The 14,641-nt window shown below is 68.6% G+C and carries 12 protein-coding genes; 4 read left to right on the forward strand and 8 right to left on the reverse strand.

The genetic code is table 11. The features are described 5' to 3' along the window. From CCZ27_RS03540 to CCZ27_RS03575, 8 genes are all read right to left on the reverse strand, one after another. The gene (locus tag CCZ27_RS03540) at positions 1-2,178 is read right to left on the reverse strand and encodes a TonB-dependent receptor family protein (protein ID WP_232516552.1); all 2,178 of its coding nucleotides are present in this window, start codon (positions 2,176-2,178) and stop codon (positions 1-3) included. A 304-nt stretch (positions 2,179-2,482) separates the two neighbouring features. Further along, positions 2,483-2,911 carry an ExbD/TolR family protein gene (locus tag CCZ27_RS03545; protein WP_096445564.1) on the reverse strand — a complete coding sequence of 143 codons (429 nt, stop codon included), beginning with the start codon at positions 2,909-2,911 and terminating at the stop codon, positions 2,483-2,485. A 15-nt stretch (positions 2,912-2,926) separates the two neighbouring features. Further along, positions 2,927-3,349, reverse strand: coding sequence for an ExbD/TolR family protein (locus tag CCZ27_RS03550; protein ID WP_096445567.1), 423 nt, complete (start codon positions 3,347-3,349; stop codon positions 2,927-2,929). Between the two features lie 3 nt (positions 3,350-3,352). Further along, on the reverse strand, positions 3,353-4,162 hold the full coding sequence (locus tag CCZ27_RS03555; RefSeq protein ID WP_096445569.1) for a MotA/TolQ/ExbB proton channel family protein: 810 nt from the start codon (positions 4,160-4,162) through the stop codon (positions 3,353-3,355). Positions 4,163-4,185: 23 nt separating this feature from the next. Next, positions 4,186-4,845, reverse strand: a complete 660-nt coding sequence (locus CCZ27_RS03560; RefSeq protein WP_096445571.1) for an energy transducer TonB — start codon at positions 4,843-4,845, stop codon at positions 4,186-4,188. Between the two features lie 337 nt (positions 4,846-5,182). Beyond that, complete coding sequence (locus tag CCZ27_RS03565; protein ID WP_096445574.1) at positions 5,183-6,580, reverse strand: LLM class flavin-dependent oxidoreductase; 1,398 nt, start codon at positions 6,578-6,580, stop codon at positions 5,183-5,185. Positions 6,581-6,628: 48 nt separating this feature from the next. Continuing rightward, the gene (locus CCZ27_RS03570; protein WP_096445576.1) at positions 6,629-7,297 is read right to left on the reverse strand and encodes a class II aldolase/adducin family protein; all 669 of its coding nucleotides are present in this window, start codon (positions 7,295-7,297) and stop codon (positions 6,629-6,631) included. 42 nt (positions 7,298-7,339) lie between these two features. Further along, the gene (locus tag CCZ27_RS03575; RefSeq protein WP_096445578.1) at positions 7,340-8,404 is read right to left on the reverse strand and encodes an ABC transporter substrate-binding protein; all 1,065 of its coding nucleotides are present in this window, start codon (positions 8,402-8,404) and stop codon (positions 7,340-7,342) included. 630 nt (positions 8,405-9,034) lie between these two features. Here CCZ27_RS03575 and CCZ27_RS03580 point away from each other — a divergent pair. From CCZ27_RS03580 to CCZ27_RS03595, 4 genes are read left to right on the forward strand one after another with little or no spacing between them, the layout of a single operon-like run. Further along, positions 9,035-10,054, forward strand: a complete 1,020-nt coding sequence (locus tag CCZ27_RS03580) for an ABC transporter permease subunit (protein ID WP_198363252.1) — start codon at positions 9,035-9,037, stop codon at positions 10,052-10,054. 1 nt (position 10,055) lies between these two features. Further along, positions 10,056-11,195: an ABC transporter permease gene (locus CCZ27_RS03585; protein WP_096445583.1), complete on the forward strand. Its 1,140-nt coding sequence runs from the start codon at positions 10,056-10,058 to the stop codon at positions 11,193-11,195. Next, positions 11,195-12,775 (forward strand): ABC transporter ATP-binding protein, encoded by a 1,581-nt coding sequence (locus tag CCZ27_RS03590; protein WP_096445586.1) that lies wholly within the window; start codon positions 11,195-11,197, stop codon positions 12,773-12,775. Before CCZ27_RS03585 ends, CCZ27_RS03590 begins: the two co-directional genes overlap by 1 nt. Positions 12,776-12,778: 3 nt before the next feature. After that, a complete protein-coding gene (locus tag CCZ27_RS03595) occupies positions 12,779-14,608 on the forward strand; it encodes an extracellular solute-binding protein (protein WP_096445589.1) in 1,830 nt (609 codons plus the stop codon). The last annotated feature ends 33 nt before the right edge of the window (positions 14,609-14,641 follow it).

The following is a 14,641-nucleotide window of genomic DNA, read 5'->3' on the forward strand; positions in this document are numbered from 1 at the left end:
TCAATAGCGATAGGTGACGCGCACGCCGCCGAACAGGTTGCGGCCGGGGCCGGGTTCGTAGAAGCGGCCGTTGCGGTCGCCGACGATCACCGAGCCGATGTGCTTGCGGTCGAAGACGTTGTCCAGGCGCAGCAGTTCGGTGACGGTCCACGGGCCGGAGCGCTGTTCCGCGCCGAGCCGCAGGTTGATCAGCGTGTAGGACGGGGCGGCGTGTTCGTCGTTGAGGTCGTTCACGAACGCGCGGCCGCGGTGGATGCCCTCGACCGCGGCGTCGATGCCGTCGACCGGCTTCCAACCGAGTTCTGCGTAGGCGGTGATGGCCGGCACCCCCGGGATGCGGCGCCCCCTGGGGATGGCGACCGCCCCGGTGCCCGGGTTCGTCGCGAAGGCTTCGTCATAGACCGCGCGCATCGCCGTCACCGCGCCGCGGGCCGTCAGCGTGCGGGTGAGATCGCTCTCGGCCGCGATCTCCAGTCCCTGGCGCAGGGTCTTGCCGGCGTTGGCGTAGTAGGTGCGTCCGCCTTCGCTGCCCGCGACGACGATCTCGTCGTCGGTGCGGATCTGGAACAGCGCCGCGTTCACCCGCGTCGCCTCGCCGACGTAGGCTTTCACGCCGATCTCCGCCTGCCGGCTCTGCGAGGGCCTGAGGCCGAAGTTGAAGCCGCCGCGGTTCGCCGGGTACGACAGTTCGTTGAGCGTCGGCGTCTCGAAGCCGGTGCCGAAGCTCGCATACAGGTTCAGCAGCGGCGTCGCGCGCCACAGCACGCCCACCGCCGGCGTGGTCTTGCGGAAGGTGACCGCGCCGCTGTCGTCGCCGTTGCTGCCGGCGACGTAGCGGTCGTCCACCTCGAACTTCACCTCGCTGCGGCGCACGCCGGCGGTCCAGTCCCAGTCGCCCTGGCGCCAGACGGCCTGCACGTAGGGGTCGGTGCTGGTCACGGTGTCGGTCTCGTTCCGCCGCAGCGCGCCCTTCACGCCCAGCCGGCTGCCGACGAAGTTCTCGTAGCCCTGGCGGTCGTCCTCCGAGCGGTCGTAGTCCAGGCCGGCGGTCACCGTCAGGTGGCCGCTGCCGAAGTCGCGTTCGGCGATCCAGCGTGTGCCCAGGCCGTAGAAGTCGCGGTCGAAATCCACCACGCCGCCGGGATGGTTCGGCGACGACTGGGCGTTCCGCGCGATCGACTGGTACTGGGTGACGCTGCGCTGCCCGGCATAGGCGGTCAGTTGCAGCCGGTCGCCGCCGAAGCGGCGTTCGTAGGTGGCGCCGCCCTGCAGGTGGTCGATGCGCTTGCGCGTGCGAAACTGCAGCGCTACCGGATCGACCGCCGTGGCGTCGCGCCGGTAGGTCTGCCAGCCGATGCCCAGCGGATCGTCGGTGAAGGGCTGGCGCAGGCCGCTCGCCAGCAGCGTGAGCTTGCTGTCGGCATCCGGCGCCAGCGTGATCTTGGCGAAAGCCTGGTCGCGCCTGGCGGCGCTGTAGTCGCGCTCGCCGTCGGTCTCGAAGTGCGAGGCGTCGAGCACGTAGCCGATGCCGCCGGCCTCGCCCTCGGCGCCGACGTCGGCCTTCAGCGTGCCGTGGCGGCCGCCGAGCAGGCCGGCGCGCAGGCGCGGCTCGCCCTTGCCGTCGCGCGAGAAGAGCTGGATGACGCCGCCGGCATGGTTGCCGTAGATGGTCGCGAACGGGCCGCGCAGCACTTCGATGCGCTCGGCGGTGTCGAGGTTGAAGGTGGCGGCCTGGCCCTGGCCGTCGGGGTTGGTGGCCGGGATGCCGTCGGCGATGAGCTTGACGCCGCGCACGCCGAAGGCGGCCCGGGAGCCGAAGCCGCGCACCGAGATCTGCAGATCCTGCGCGTAGTTCTGGCGGTTCTGCACGACCACGCCCGGAACGCCGGACAGCACCTCGGAGGCATTCACCCGCAGGTTCCCGCTGCTCGCGCTGCCCACGTCCACGCCTTCGACCGAATACGGCACGTCGAAGGCCGATGCCTCGACCCGGCTGCCGGTGATCACCACCGGCGACATCACCTGCGAAACCGGCGGCGCCGCAGCGGCCGCGTCCCGGCCGGCCTGGGCGGCGGCGGGCGGGCTGGAAAGCACGGCGGTGGCGGCGAGCATCGCATGCGCGACGGGGCGCAGGACGGGCGCGCGGCGGCGGGCCTGCGCGCAGGTGGGCTTGTGCATCGGAATCTCCTCCTCGGTCTCGTTCGTCTCTGAGGGACATCGAGTGTTTTTCCGCATCCTAGCAGGCCGGCGGGAAGCGCATGCTTCCGCGCGGCTTCGCGGGATGGAGAGGGGAGCCGACCGTCCGGGGCTGGATGCACGTCGTGGGCGGAGGAAGTCTTTCTCGCGGGGCGCGCGCCGTCGCGTCCTGCGGGCGGACACGTTGCCGCGCCGGCGCAGGCCCGGGCGGTTTCCGCCGATGCCGCGCCCGCCGACGGACTCCGCCTTCTTGCGGAAGACGGAGTCCGGGCGTTTTCCCTTCCGGCTACAGGAACTGTTCGGCGCCGACGAGTCCGATCTTGGTGAGCTGGTTGCGCTGTATCGCGGCCATGACGGCGGCGACGGTGTCGTACTGCACGGCGCGGTCGGGCCGCACGTGCAACTCGGGCTGCACGGCCTGCGCGGCGGCCGCGGCCAGGCGCGGTTCGAGCGCGGCGAGGCCGGCGACGGTCTCGCCGTTCCACAGGATGGTGCCGTCGGCCTCGATGTGGATGCGGACCACCTCGGGTTCGACCAGCGGCGGCGGGGGATTGCCCTGCGGCAGGTTGAGTTCGACCGAGTGCAACTGGATGGGGATGGTGACGATGAGCATGATGAGCAGCACCAGCATCACGTCGATGAGCGGGGTGGTGTTGATGTCGATCATCACCTCGGGATCGCCCGAGGCGGACGGGCTGCCGACGTTCATGGCCATGGGGCTCTCCTGGGTTCAGCCGCGCGGCGGCGGTTCGGTGATGAAGCCGATCTTCTGGATGCCGGCGCGCTGGCAGGCGAGCACCACGCGGCCGACATGCTCGTAGGGCGCGCCGCCGTCGCCGCGGATCTGCACCTCGGGCTGGGGCTGGGCGACGGCGACGGTCTTCAGGCGCTCGACCAGCGCGTCCTGCGCGAGGGCCTCCTGGTTCCAGAACACCTTGCCGTCGCGGGTGACGGCGAGGTTGATGTTCTCCGGCTTGGTCTGGCGCGGCTGGTTGATCTCCTTGGGCAGGGCCACCGGCACCGTGTGGGTGGCCACGGGGATGGTGATGAGGAAGATGATGAGCAGCACCAGCATCACATCGACCAGCGGCGTGGTGTTGATGGCCGAGATGACGCCTTCGTCCTCCTCGGCCTGTCCGACGTTGATGCCCATGGATCAGCTCCGCGCCACGGAAACGAGCTTGGCCGCAGCGGTGCGGGCGTTGCCGCCGCCGAGCAGCACCGCGTGCAGATCGACGCCGAAGGCGCGCACTTCGTCGAGCGCGGCCTTGTTGCGGCGGACCAGCCAGTTGTAGCCGAGCACCGCGGGGACGGCGACGGCCAGGCCGATGGCGGTCATGATGAGCGCCTCGCCCACCGGGCCGGCGACCTTGTCGATGGAAGCCTGGCCGGCGATGCCGATGGCGGTGAGGGCATGGTAGATGCCCCACACGGTGCCGAAGAGGCCGATGAAGGGGGCGGTGGAGCCGACCGTGGCCAGCAGCGCCAGCCCGTCCTGCAGGCGGGTCTGCACGTTCTCGATGGCGCGCTGGATGGACTGGCCGACCCAGGTGTTGAGGTCGATGTGTTCGAGCAGGCCGGTGTGGTGCTCCCTGGCCTCCAGGCCGGACTGGGCGATGAAGTGGAAGGCGCCGCGCGGGTTCAGGGTGTCGGTGGCCTGCTGCACGCCGCCGGCGGTCCAGAAGTTCTGCTTGGCTTCCGTGGCGTGGCGGCGCAGCTTGTGCTGCTCGTAGAGCTTGGTGACGATGACGTACCAACTGGCGGCGGACATGATGACGAGGATGACCAGGGTGCCCTTGGCGACGAAGTCGCCCTGCGCCCACAGGGCGTCGAGGCCGTAGGGGTTGGTGACGGTTTCGCCGTCGGCCTGGGAACTGGCCTGGGCGAAGGCGGACGGTAGCGCGGCCAGGGCCGCCAGCGCGGCGAGGGCGAGGCGGCGCAGCCGCGACGGGATGGTGATGTTCATGATGTGCTCTCCGGAGGAAGGGTTCAGTTGTCCAGCGCGAACTGGAAGGGGACGGTGACGCGCACCGGACGTCCCTGGCCCACGCACTTCAGGCGGGCGACGGCGTCGGTGGCGACCTTGTTGAAGACGGCGTCGGTGGATTTCACGATCCGCACGCTGCCGATGCCGCCTTCGGCGCCGACGACGAACTCGACCACCACCTGGCCGTCCTTGCCCAGGCGCAGGGCCTGGGGCGGATAGGGCACCGAGCTGCGGATGCTGACGTGGTTGGGGCAGGTGACGCCGATGGGGGCGGCGACCGGTTCGGGCGGTGCCGCCGGTTCGGGCGGGGGAGCCGGCGGCGCGGGCGGGGGCGGTTCGGCCTGGACGACGGAGATGGTGGGGGCGGGTTCGGCCGGGGCCTGGACCTTCACCTCGGGCGGCGGCACGTAGGCCGGCGGGGGCGGCGCCGGCCGCGGCCGGGCGACGATCTTCTTCACCGGCTCGGGCGGTGGAGGCGGCGGCGGAGGGACCGGCTTGACCTCCTCGATCAGGCGCACGTCCAGCGGCTCCTTGAAGACCTTGACCACCTCGCGGGCCAGGCCGTTGGCGAGCGCGTAGGCGAGCAGGACGTGGAACAGGACGACGAAGGCGATACCGGGCAGGTGCCGGCGCGGATCGCGCTGCTGGAGGGCGTAACTCATTATTTACCTGTCTTGCTGGATGATCGGGCCGATGAAGATCCCATCTCTCGTGGTGCCGGCGTTTCCGGAATCGAATGCAATCGGGGCCAATTCGGATTCCATCCTGGCGACCGGTCGGCGAATCGAATCGGACCGTTCGCCGGGATAGCCGCGAATTGCATGTTAGTTTCTCCGTCCAGGGCAGGGAAAAACGAATTCGAGATATCGATTCGAGATTCCCTGCTCAGGATTTCCTGCTTATGCGGAATTGCGGAAAGCTAATTCGCAGCCCGGAATTCCGGCTGCCCGGAACAGGCGGATTCGATTCCGGAGCGGCCGGCAGGCAAAGCCTTTGCATTCAACTGCTTGCCAGTTGCAGGTCCTCCGCCAGCGGCTTGCCCTGCGCGGCCTGCGGGAAGGGCTCGTTGGCGGCGCGGTGCGCGAGATCGGCCGGGCGGTCCAGGCCGAGGTTCTCGCGATAGGTCCTGCCCTCGTATTCCTTGCGGAAGATGCCGCGCCGCTGCAGTTCGGGCACCACCAGCCGGGTGAAGTCCTCGAAGCCGCGGGGCAGGTAGGGCGGGACCACGTTGAAGCCGTCGGCGCCGCGTTCCACGAACCATTGCTCGATCAGGTCCGCCACCGTCTTCACCGAGCCGATGGCCTGGACGTGGCCGCGGGCGACGCGGAAGCGCAGTACCAGTTCGCGGATGGTGAGGTTCTCGCGCCGGGCGAGTTCCAGTTGCTGGCGGAAGCGGCCCCTGCCGTTCTCGCCTTCCTGGTAGGGCAGGTCGGGCAGCGGGCCGTCGAGCGGATAGCCGGACAGGTCGAAGCCGCCGAAGCTGAGGTTGTTGAAATCCACCAGCGCCTGCACCTCGCCGAAGAGGTCCTGGGCTTCCTGGTCGGATTCGGCCACCACCACCGACAGGCCCGGGGTGATCTTGAGCTGGTCTTCCGCGCGGCCGAACTTCGCCAGGCGGCTCTTCACGTCGGCGTAGTACGCCTTGGCGACGTCGAGCGAGGTGGCCGAGGCATAGGTCACTTCGCCGAAGCGCGCGGCGAAGTCGCGGCCGGTGTCGGAGTTGCCGGCGGTGACGATCACCGGGTGGCCCTGGATCGGGCGCGGGAAGTCGAGCAGACCTTCCGAGCTGAAGTACTTGCCCTCGACGCGGAGCGGATGGGCGGACTTCGGCTCGTAGAACTGGCCGGTCCGGCGGTTCGGGTTGTCGAAGGTGTCGTCGTCGTAGGAATCCCACAGCCGCTTGGCCAGTTCGACGAACTCGGTCGCGCGCGCATAGCGCTCGGCATGTTCGCGCGGCTCCTTGATGCCGAAGTTGGCGGCGGTGTGCTCGCCGAAGGACGACACCACGTTCCACGCGGCGCGGCCGCCGCTGATGTGATCCAGCGAGGTCAGCTTGCGGGCGACCTGGTAGGGCGTGTCGAAGTTGGTATTGATGGTCGCCACCAGGCCGATGTGCCGGGTGGCGGTGGCCAGCGCCGACAGCAGCGTGAGCGGCTCGAACTGGTAGTTGAGCGCGTTGCGTCCGGTGTCGGGCGTCACGGCGCCGGAGCGGCCGATGAAGTCGGCCAGGAAGAAGCCGTCGAACTTGGCCGCCTCGGCGAGCTTGATCGCGTTGACGTACCAGTCCAGGCTGGGACGGCCGTTGTCGGTGGAACTCGGGTGGCGCCACGCGGCGACGTGGTGGCCGAAGCGCTGGAAGAAGGCGTTGAGCACCAGTTGGCGCGGTTTCTGACTCATGTCGTTCTCCTGGGCGGACCCACCCGGTGGGCCCGCCCGATTCCGTGTTCAGGCGACGAAGGCTTTGGCCTTCTCCAGGAGGCCGGTGCGCTTCCATTGCTGGTCCAGCGTGCCGGGCCGGTAGTCCTTGGCGCCGCCGACCTGCTCGGCCAGCGACTGGAAGCGGGCGGCTTCCTCGATGAACAGGATGAGCTGGGCGGTCTTGATGATGCCCTTGCCCCAGATGTTGGCGCCGCCGTTGGATTCCAGGATGCCGGTCGGCGGCGCCCATTCCGGATGGCGGTCGAGGCGCTCGCGGATGACGTCGATGACGCTGCGGGTGCGATCCAGGTGGTTGGGGATGACGCGGCTCAGCAGGTGGCGCTGCGCGGCGACGTAGCGGATCGGGAAGTCCTGGTGCGCCAGCGACCAGGCCGCCAGGTAGGGGGTGTGGATGTGGACGTAGGTGTCAGCTTCCAGGCGCGGCTCGTGCAGCACCAGTTCCTTGCGCTCCGAATAGCTCGCCAGGCTGATGGTCGGCGTGCGGTCGCGCTCCCAGGGCTGCGGAAAGCGCACCGACAGCAGCACGTCGGTGTCGGGGACGCGGTGGGAGATGTTGAAGGTCCAGCTCGCCGACAGCGTGCCGGTTTCCTTGAGGAAGTTGTAGGCGTGGATGGCGTCGGATCTGGCCTGGTCGATGTAGAGGGCGATCTCGTTGGCGGAAGGGGTCGTGGACATCTGGGTTTCCTCTCGATGAAAAGGGTGTGTGGTGCGGACCGCTCAGGCGGCAAGCGCCGTGGCCGCGTGCGGCAGTCCGGGTTCGCGGTCGACGAGGGCCTGCGCCTCGGCCAGCGGGCCGGGGACGATCCAGTCGCCGATGTCGAAATCCGACTTCAGGAAGTTCCAGTCGCGCAGGAAGTTCTTCTGCACTTCGAGGCCCTTGACGTAGTCGGCGCTCAGGCTGGGCGTGAAGGTGCGATGCACGTTGGCGCCGTGCGAGGCCACCACGTCGGCGGCGGTCGCGCCGGCGCTGTCGGCCGCCAGCAGGTCGACGACTTCCCGGTGGTGCTCGGCCGCCCAGTTGGCGGTGCGGATCAGCACTGCGAGGTAGCGCGCGACGAGGTCGGGATGGCGTTCGAGGAAGGGGCGGTCCACCGTCACCGGGCGCGGCGTGCCGTTGTTCACCCGCACCAGCGGGTCGCTGTGGCGGTTGATGTTGATCACTTCATGGAAGCGCGGATCGCGCGCGATCCGCAGCCCGCGGGCGAAGCGCAGGAAGATCGCGTCGACCTTGCCTTCGAGCAGCGCTTCGGCTTCGGCGCCGAGGCCGCCCGGCGTGCGCAGGCCGCCGGCGGCACCGGCCGACACGTCGACGAAGACCGCTTCGGCGGGGTCCAGCCGGGCGAGGCCGAAGGCGGTGACGAAGCCGTGCAGCGCCGCGCCGCGCTGGAAGTCGATCAGGTTGTCGTGCACCGGCAGGGCCAGGCGCTTGCCGCGCAGGTCGGCGATCTCGCGGATGCCGCCGTCGGCCCGCGTCAGGATGCCCTGGTATTCGTCCAGCCAGGTGATGCCGATCACCGCGGTGTCGGCGCCGTGCGAGCGGGCCCAGATCGGCGGGATGTTGCCGCCTTCGCGGAACAGGCCGGTCAGCTTGTGGTTGTAGTGCGCATTGCGGATGTCGATGTTGTCCGAATCCTTGAGCGAATGCAGCACGGTGCCGCCCTGGGCGAATTCGGCCTGGAGCCATTGCTGGCGGATGGCGAGGGCCGAGGCCGTCGCCGCTCCGCAGCGGGTGTACCAGATATCGACTGCGGAATCGCCGGCACTGGAAATGATATCCGTCATTTTCGTTCGTCCCCGAAATTGATTCATCGTTGATTTGATCGGGCGGTGTAGGAATTGCAGCGGGATGGCCCGATCGATCCATCCCTGGTCCTCCTGTCAGCAGACTTCGTGCCACTGCCGGAATCGGCGCACCGGATTGCGTTCGCCGCGCCGGCCGATCCGGACGGGAAATCCGGCCAATTGCCTTGCGTGGTGCGGGATGCGGAAATGGGCGATATCGGCATCGCCGCGCGGCGCATCCGGGGACTATCTGGCGCGCGCCGGCGGCCGCCTTGCCGCGGTCGCGGCGTAATCAACAGGCCCGCAGGCCGTATTGCTGGATTTTCATCAACGGCAATCGGGCGACGGCGGTCCGAATGATGACGAAAGCATTATCGAAGGCGCCGCCGCATCCGCCGGCGCGGATCCATGGATGGCGCCAAGCCCGGGCGCCGCAAGGCATTCCGCGATCCGATGCGGGCGCGCCGGACGATTGGCGGATTGCCGCAATGTTCTCTGGTACGAATCGTGCTGTTGATGCCGTGTCGTCCGCGGGACGAATCCGCGTGCCTTTCGGTACGCCGATTCCGCGGCATTCAACGGTGAATCGGCAAAGCCATGTGGGCCTATATATTCCAGAGATTGCTATTGATGGTTCCGACGCTGTTCGGCGTCATCACGCTGACCTTCGTCGTCACCCAGTTCGTGCCCGGCGGACCGGTCGAGCAGATCGTGATGGCGCTCGACAACGACGGCCGCGTCAATGCCGATACCACCAGCGGCAGTTTCAATTACGTCGGACGAAAGGGCGTCGATGACGAACAGGTCCGGCAATTGACCGCGTCCTACGGTTTCGACAAGCCGCTGTTCGAGCGCTATGTCGACACCGTGAGCCGGATGGTCCGCTTCGACCTCGGCTACAGCTATTTCCGCCAGCAGGGCGTGTGGGAACTGATCCTCTCCAAGCTGCCGGTGTCGATCTCGCTCGGCTTCTGGACCTTCCTGCTGACCTATCTCGTGTCGGTGCCGCTCGGTATCACCAAGGCGGTGCGCGCCGGCTCGCGCTTCGACCTGATCACCAGCCTCGTCGTGCTGATCGGCTATGCCATCCCGAGCTTCGTGCTGGGCGTGGTGCTCATCGTGCTCTTCGGCGGCGGTTCGTTCTGGGACCTGTTCCCGCTGCGCGGCCTGGTGTCCGACGACTGGGCCCGGCTCGGCCCGCTCGACCGCGTGCTCGACTATCTCTGGCACGTGACGCTGCCGGTCGTCGCCATGGTGGTGAGCAGCTTCGCGATCAAGACCATGCTCACCAAGAACAGCTTCCTCGAGGAAATCCGCCGGCAGTACGTGCTGACCGCCCGCGCCAAGGGCCTGTCGGAGCGCCAGGTGCTGTGGAAGCACGTGCTGCGCAACGCGGTGATCCCGCTGGTGACGGGTTTCCCGGCGGCCTTCATCGCGGCCTTCTTCACCGGCAGCATCCTGATCGAATCCCTGTTCTCGCTCGACGGGCTGGGCCTGCTGTCCTTCGAGTCGATCAATACCCGCGACTACCCGGTGGTGCTCGGCACCCTGTACCTCTTCACCCTGATCGGCCTGCTGACCAAGCTGATCGGCGACCTCGGCTACGTGCTGGTCGATCCCCGCATCAAATTCACTGCCCAGGAGCATTGAAATGAGCGCAAACGTCGCAGAACTGTCGCCGGCCGATCTGGCGGCCCTCGCCCCCGGTGCCAGGACCGGCGCCGCCGCCGGGCGGCGCGGGGCATCCCTGTCGCCCGGCCGGCGCATCTGGCTGCGCTTCCGGTCGCACCGCCTGGGCTACGCCAGCCTGGTGCTCTTCCTGGCCCTGTACGTGGGCAGCCTGTTCGGCGAGTTCATCGCCAACGACAGGCCGCTGGTGGTCCGCTACGAGCAGCAGTGGTACTTCCCGCTGTTCAACGACTATCCGGAGACCACCTTCGGCGGCAGCCTGCCGATCGAGGCCGACTACCTCGATCCGGTCGTGCGCGAGAAGTTCGAGCGGCCGGGCAACTTCGCGATCTATCCGCTCAACCGCTACTACTACGACACGCTCAACTACTACGCCGAGGAGCCGTACTTCCCGGCGCCGCCGTCGGCCGAGAACTGGCTGGGAACGGACATCGCCGGCTACGACATCGTGTCGCGGGTGCTGTACGGATTCCGCAGTTCGGTGACCTTCGCCATCGCGCTGACGGCCGCATGCACCCTGATCGGCATCCTGGTCGGGGCGCTGCAGGGCTTCTACGCCGGCAAGGTGGACCTCTTCACCCAGCGCTTGATCGAGGTGCTGGTGTCGATGCCCGAGCTTTACCTGCTGATCATCTTCGCCTCGATCTTCGAGCACAGCTTCCTGCTGCTCTTCGCGCTGCTGACGCTCTTCGGCTGGACGCTGCTGTCGGACTACGTGCGCGCCGAATTCCTGCGCAACCGCCAGCAGGAGTACGTCAAGGCGGCGCGCGCGATGGGCCTGTCGAACTGGCAGATCATCCACCGCCACGTGCTGCCGAACAGCCTGACGCCGGTCATCACCTTCCTGCCCTTCCGCATGAGCGCGGCCATCATGGCGCTCGCCAGCCTGGACTTCCTCGGCCTTGGCGTCACCGCGCCGGCGCCCAGCCTCGGCCAGCTCCTGTCGCAGGGCAAGGCCAACCTCGACGCCTGGTGGATCACCGCGGCGGCCTTCGCCACCCTGAGCACGACCATCCTGCTGCTGACCTTCATGGGCGATGCGCTGCGCAATTCGCTGGACAACCGCATCAGCGACCGCCAGCTCGCCGCGGGAGGGCTGTGATGGCCGGCCCCTTGCTCGAACTGCAGGACGTCTCGATCCGCTTCGACGGCCGGGAGGCGGTGAGCGGGCTCAACCTCGACGTGCGGCCGGGCGAGCGCCTGGCGCTGGTCGGCGAATCCGGCTCCGGCAAGACGGTGACCGCGCTGTCCATCCTGCGCCTGCTGCACGACGCCCGCGTGGAGGGCCGCATCCGCTTCAACGGCGAGGACCTGCTGACCCTGGACGACGCGCGGCTGCGCGCGATCCGCGGCGGCGACATCGCGATGATCTTCCAGGAGCCGATGACCGCGCTCAACCCGCTCTACACCATCGGCAACCAGATCGTGGAGACGCTGGTGCTGCACGAGGGACTGGGCGCGCGCGAGGCGCGCCAGCGGGCGATCGGCCTGCTGGCGCGGACCGGCGTGCGCGAGCCCGAACGGCGCATCGACAGCTATCCGCACCAGCTCTCCGGCGGCCAGCGCCAGCGCGCGATGATCGCCATGGCGCTCGCCTGCAGCCCCAAGCTGCTGATCGCCGACGAGCCGACCACCGCGCTCGACGTCACCGTGCGCATGCGCATCGTCAAGCTGCTGCTCGAACTGCAGCGCGACTTCGGCATGGCGGTGCTGCTCATCACCCACGACCTCCACCTGGTGCGGCGCTTCGCCGAGCGGGTGGCGGTGATGGAGGCGGGCAAGCTGGTGGAAGTGGCCGACACCGCCACCCTGTTCGCCCGCCCGCAGCACCCCTACACGGTGAAGTTGCTCGACAGCCTGCCGGTGCGCGAGGTCCCGGCGCTGCGCGGCGATGCGCCCATCGTGCTCAAGGCGCAGGGATTGCGGGTGGAATACCCGAAGAAGGTGCCCGGCCTGCGCGGCTGGTTCCGCAGCGACGTGTTCACCGCGCTGTCCGGCATCGCGCTGAACCTGCGCGCCGGCGAGACGCTGGGCGTGGTGGGCGAATCCGGGTCCGGCAAGTCCACCCTGGCCCAGGCCCTGCTCGGCCTGATCCGGCCGGCGGCGGGGGCGATCGAGATCGAAGGGCGCGACACCCGGGAGATGAGCGCGCGCGAGAAGCGCGCCCTGCGCGCCCGCCTGCAGGTGGTGTTCCAGGACCCCTTCGGTTCGCTGTCGCCGCGCCAGACGGTGGAGCAGATCGTCGGCGAGGGCCTCGCGCTGCACCGGCCGGAACTGGGCCCCGACCAGCGCCACGCCCGCATCGTCGCCGTGCTGGCCGAGGTCGGCCTGGCGGCGAGCGCGCTGTCGGCCTATCCGCACGAGTTCTCCGGCGGCCAGCGCCAGCGCATCGCCATCGCCCGGGCGCTGGTGCTCGAACCCCGCATCCTGGTGCTCGACGAGCCGACCTCGGCGCTGGACGTGTCGATCCAGCGCCAGGTGCTGCAACTGCTCTCCGGCCTGCAGCACAAGTACGGCCTGAGCTACGTGCTGATCAGCCACGACCTGTCGGTGATCAACGCGCTTTCCCACCACATCGTCGTGCTCAAGGACGGCGAGATCGTCGAGGCCGGGCGCGCCGAAGCGGTGCTCGAAGCCCCGGTGCACGAATACACCCGTCAGTTCATACAGGCTTCGCTCTGATCCATGCGTCTTTCCCGCCTTCTTCCATTCCGGCGCCTGCAGACCTTCGCCTTCCTCGCCCTCTGCCTGCATGCGGGCCTCGCGCAGCCGGCGCACGGCGTCGCCTATTTCGGCGCGCCGCGCTATCCCGCCGGTTTCACCCACTTCGACTACGTCGATCCGCAGGCGCCCAAGGGCGGTTCGCTGGTCCAGGGCAACATCGCGCTCAACAGCAATTTCGACAAGCTCAACCCCTTCTCGCTGAAGGGGGTGCCGGCCCCCGGCCTGCTGGAACTGGTGTTCGAGACGCTGGCGGTCTATAGCCTGGACGAAAGCAACACCCAGTACGGCCTGCTGGCCGAGGACATCGAGGTCGCGGCCGACTTCCGTTCGGTGACCTTCCGCCTGAACCGCCGCGCCCGCTTCTCCAACGGCGATCCGGTCACCGCCGACGACGTCAAGCATTCCTTCGACACGCTCACGAGCAAGAAGGCCAGTCCCAAGTTCCGCAACTACTTTGCCGAGATCGAGAAGGTGGTGGTGGTCGATGCCGGCACGGTGCGCTTCGACTACCGCCGCGCGGGCCGCGACCTCGCCTTCGTCGCCGGCAGCCTGCCCGTGTTCTCGCCGAAGTGGGGCGTGCAGCCGGACGGCACGCGCACCGCCTTCGACGCCCTGAAGCTGGATGCCCCGATCTCGAGCGGCCCCTACGTGATCGAACGGCTCGACGGCAGCCAGGGCGTGGTCTATCGCCGCAACCCCGACTACTGGGCGGCCGACGTCCCCAGCCGGCGCGGCATGTTCAACTTCGACCGCATCGTCTACAAGCTCTACAAGGACCAGGAAACGCTGATCGCCGGCCTGCGCAGCGGCGAGTTCGACATCCTGGTGATGCCGCAGTCGCGGGTGTGGTGCTGCCACTTCATCGGCAAGCGCTTCGACAGCGGCGAACTGCTGAAGTCGGACTTCGCGCACAAGAACCCGCCGGCGATGAACGGCTACGCCTTCAACCTGCGGCGCGAGCAGTTCCAGGACCTGCGGGTGCGCCAGGCGCTGAACCTGGTGTTCGACTTCGAGTGGGTCAACCAGCGCATCTTCCACGACGACTGGGAGCGCACCGACAGCTATTTCCCGAACAGCGCGCTCAAGGCCACCGGCCTGCCTTCGGCGGCGGAACTCGAACTGCTCGAACCCTGGCGCGGCCAGCTCGATCCGGCGGTGTTCGGCCCGCCGGTGGCGCAGCCCACCACGCGCGCGCCGTCCAGCTACCGCGAAAACCTCGGCAAGGCGCTCGAACTGATGGAGGCGGCGGGCTGGACGTACCGCGACGGCGTGCTGCGCAACGCCGGGGGCGAGCCCTTCGTCATGGAAGTGCCGGCATCGCGTTCGCAGAGCCCGTACATGGACCCGCTATACCGCAACTTCTCCCAGCTCGGCGTGCAGCTCAAGCGCGTCATCAACGACGCCGCGACGCAGCGCAAGCGGATGAACCGCTTCGACTTCGACTTCGCCACCATCAGCTTTCGCGAAGGGCGCATGCCGGGGGCGGAACTGCTGCGCAACCTGGGCAGCGCCGGCGCGGACAAGCCGGGCTCGGAGAACATCGTCGGCCTGAAGTCGCCGGCGGTCGACGCCCTGGTCCGCAAGGTGATCGACGCCGGTTCGCAGGAAGAACTGGAGACGGCGGCGCGCGCGCTCGACCGCGTGCTGATGCACGGGCACTACGTGATCCCCTTCCGCCACATCGCCCGCCACCACGTCGTCCATCACCGGCGCCTGGCGCGCCCCGAGCGCCTGCCCGACTACTACGGGCCCTACGAGTGGATACAGGCGACCTGGTGGGAAAGGCGCTGATGCGTCCCGCCGCCGTGCCGTTTCCGCCTTCCC

This window comes from Thauera sp. K11 (assembly GCF_002354895.1).
GTDB lineage: Bacteria > Pseudomonadota > Gammaproteobacteria > Burkholderiales > Rhodocyclaceae > Thauera > Thauera sinica.

Bases quoted from the DNA above. Each gene is read 5' to 3' on its own strand.
- CCZ27_RS03540 (WP_232516552.1), bottom strand. From the start codon at position 2,178: ATGCACAAGCCCACCTGCGCGCAGGCCCGCCGCCGCGCGCCCGTCCTG.
- CCZ27_RS03545 (WP_096445564.1), bottom strand. From the start codon at position 2,911: ATGGCCATGAACGTCGGCAGCCCGTCCGCCTCGGGCGATCCCGAGGTG.
- CCZ27_RS03550 (WP_096445567.1), bottom strand. From the start codon at position 3,349: ATGGGCATCAACGTCGGACAGGCCGAGGAGGACGAAGGCGTCATCTCG.
- CCZ27_RS03555 (WP_096445569.1), bottom strand. From the start codon at position 4,162: ATGAACATCACCATCCCGTCGCGGCTGCGCCGCCTCGCCCTCGCCGCG.
- CCZ27_RS03560 (WP_096445571.1), bottom strand. From the start codon at position 4,845: ATGAGTTACGCCCTCCAGCAGCGCGATCCGCGCCGGCACCTGCCCGGT.
- CCZ27_RS03565 (WP_096445574.1), bottom strand. From the start codon at position 6,580: ATGAGTCAGAAACCGCGCCAACTGGTGCTCAACGCCTTCTTCCAGCGC.
- CCZ27_RS03570 (WP_096445576.1), bottom strand. From the start codon at position 7,297: ATGTCCACGACCCCTTCCGCCAACGAGATCGCCCTCTACATCGACCAG.
- CCZ27_RS03575 (WP_096445578.1), bottom strand. From the start codon at position 8,404: ATGACGGATATCATTTCCAGTGCCGGCGATTCCGCAGTCGATATCTGG.
- CCZ27_RS03580 (WP_198363252.1), top strand. From the start codon at position 9,035: ATGGTTCCGACGCTGTTCGGCGTCATCACGCTGACCTTCGTCGTCACC.
- CCZ27_RS03585 (WP_096445583.1), top strand. From the start codon at position 10,056: ATGAGCGCAAACGTCGCAGAACTGTCGCCGGCCGATCTGGCGGCCCTC.
- CCZ27_RS03590 (WP_096445586.1), top strand. From the start codon at position 11,195: ATGGCCGGCCCCTTGCTCGAACTGCAGGACGTCTCGATCCGCTTCGAC.
- CCZ27_RS03595 (WP_096445589.1), top strand. From the start codon at position 12,779: ATGCGTCTTTCCCGCCTTCTTCCATTCCGGCGCCTGCAGACCTTCGCC.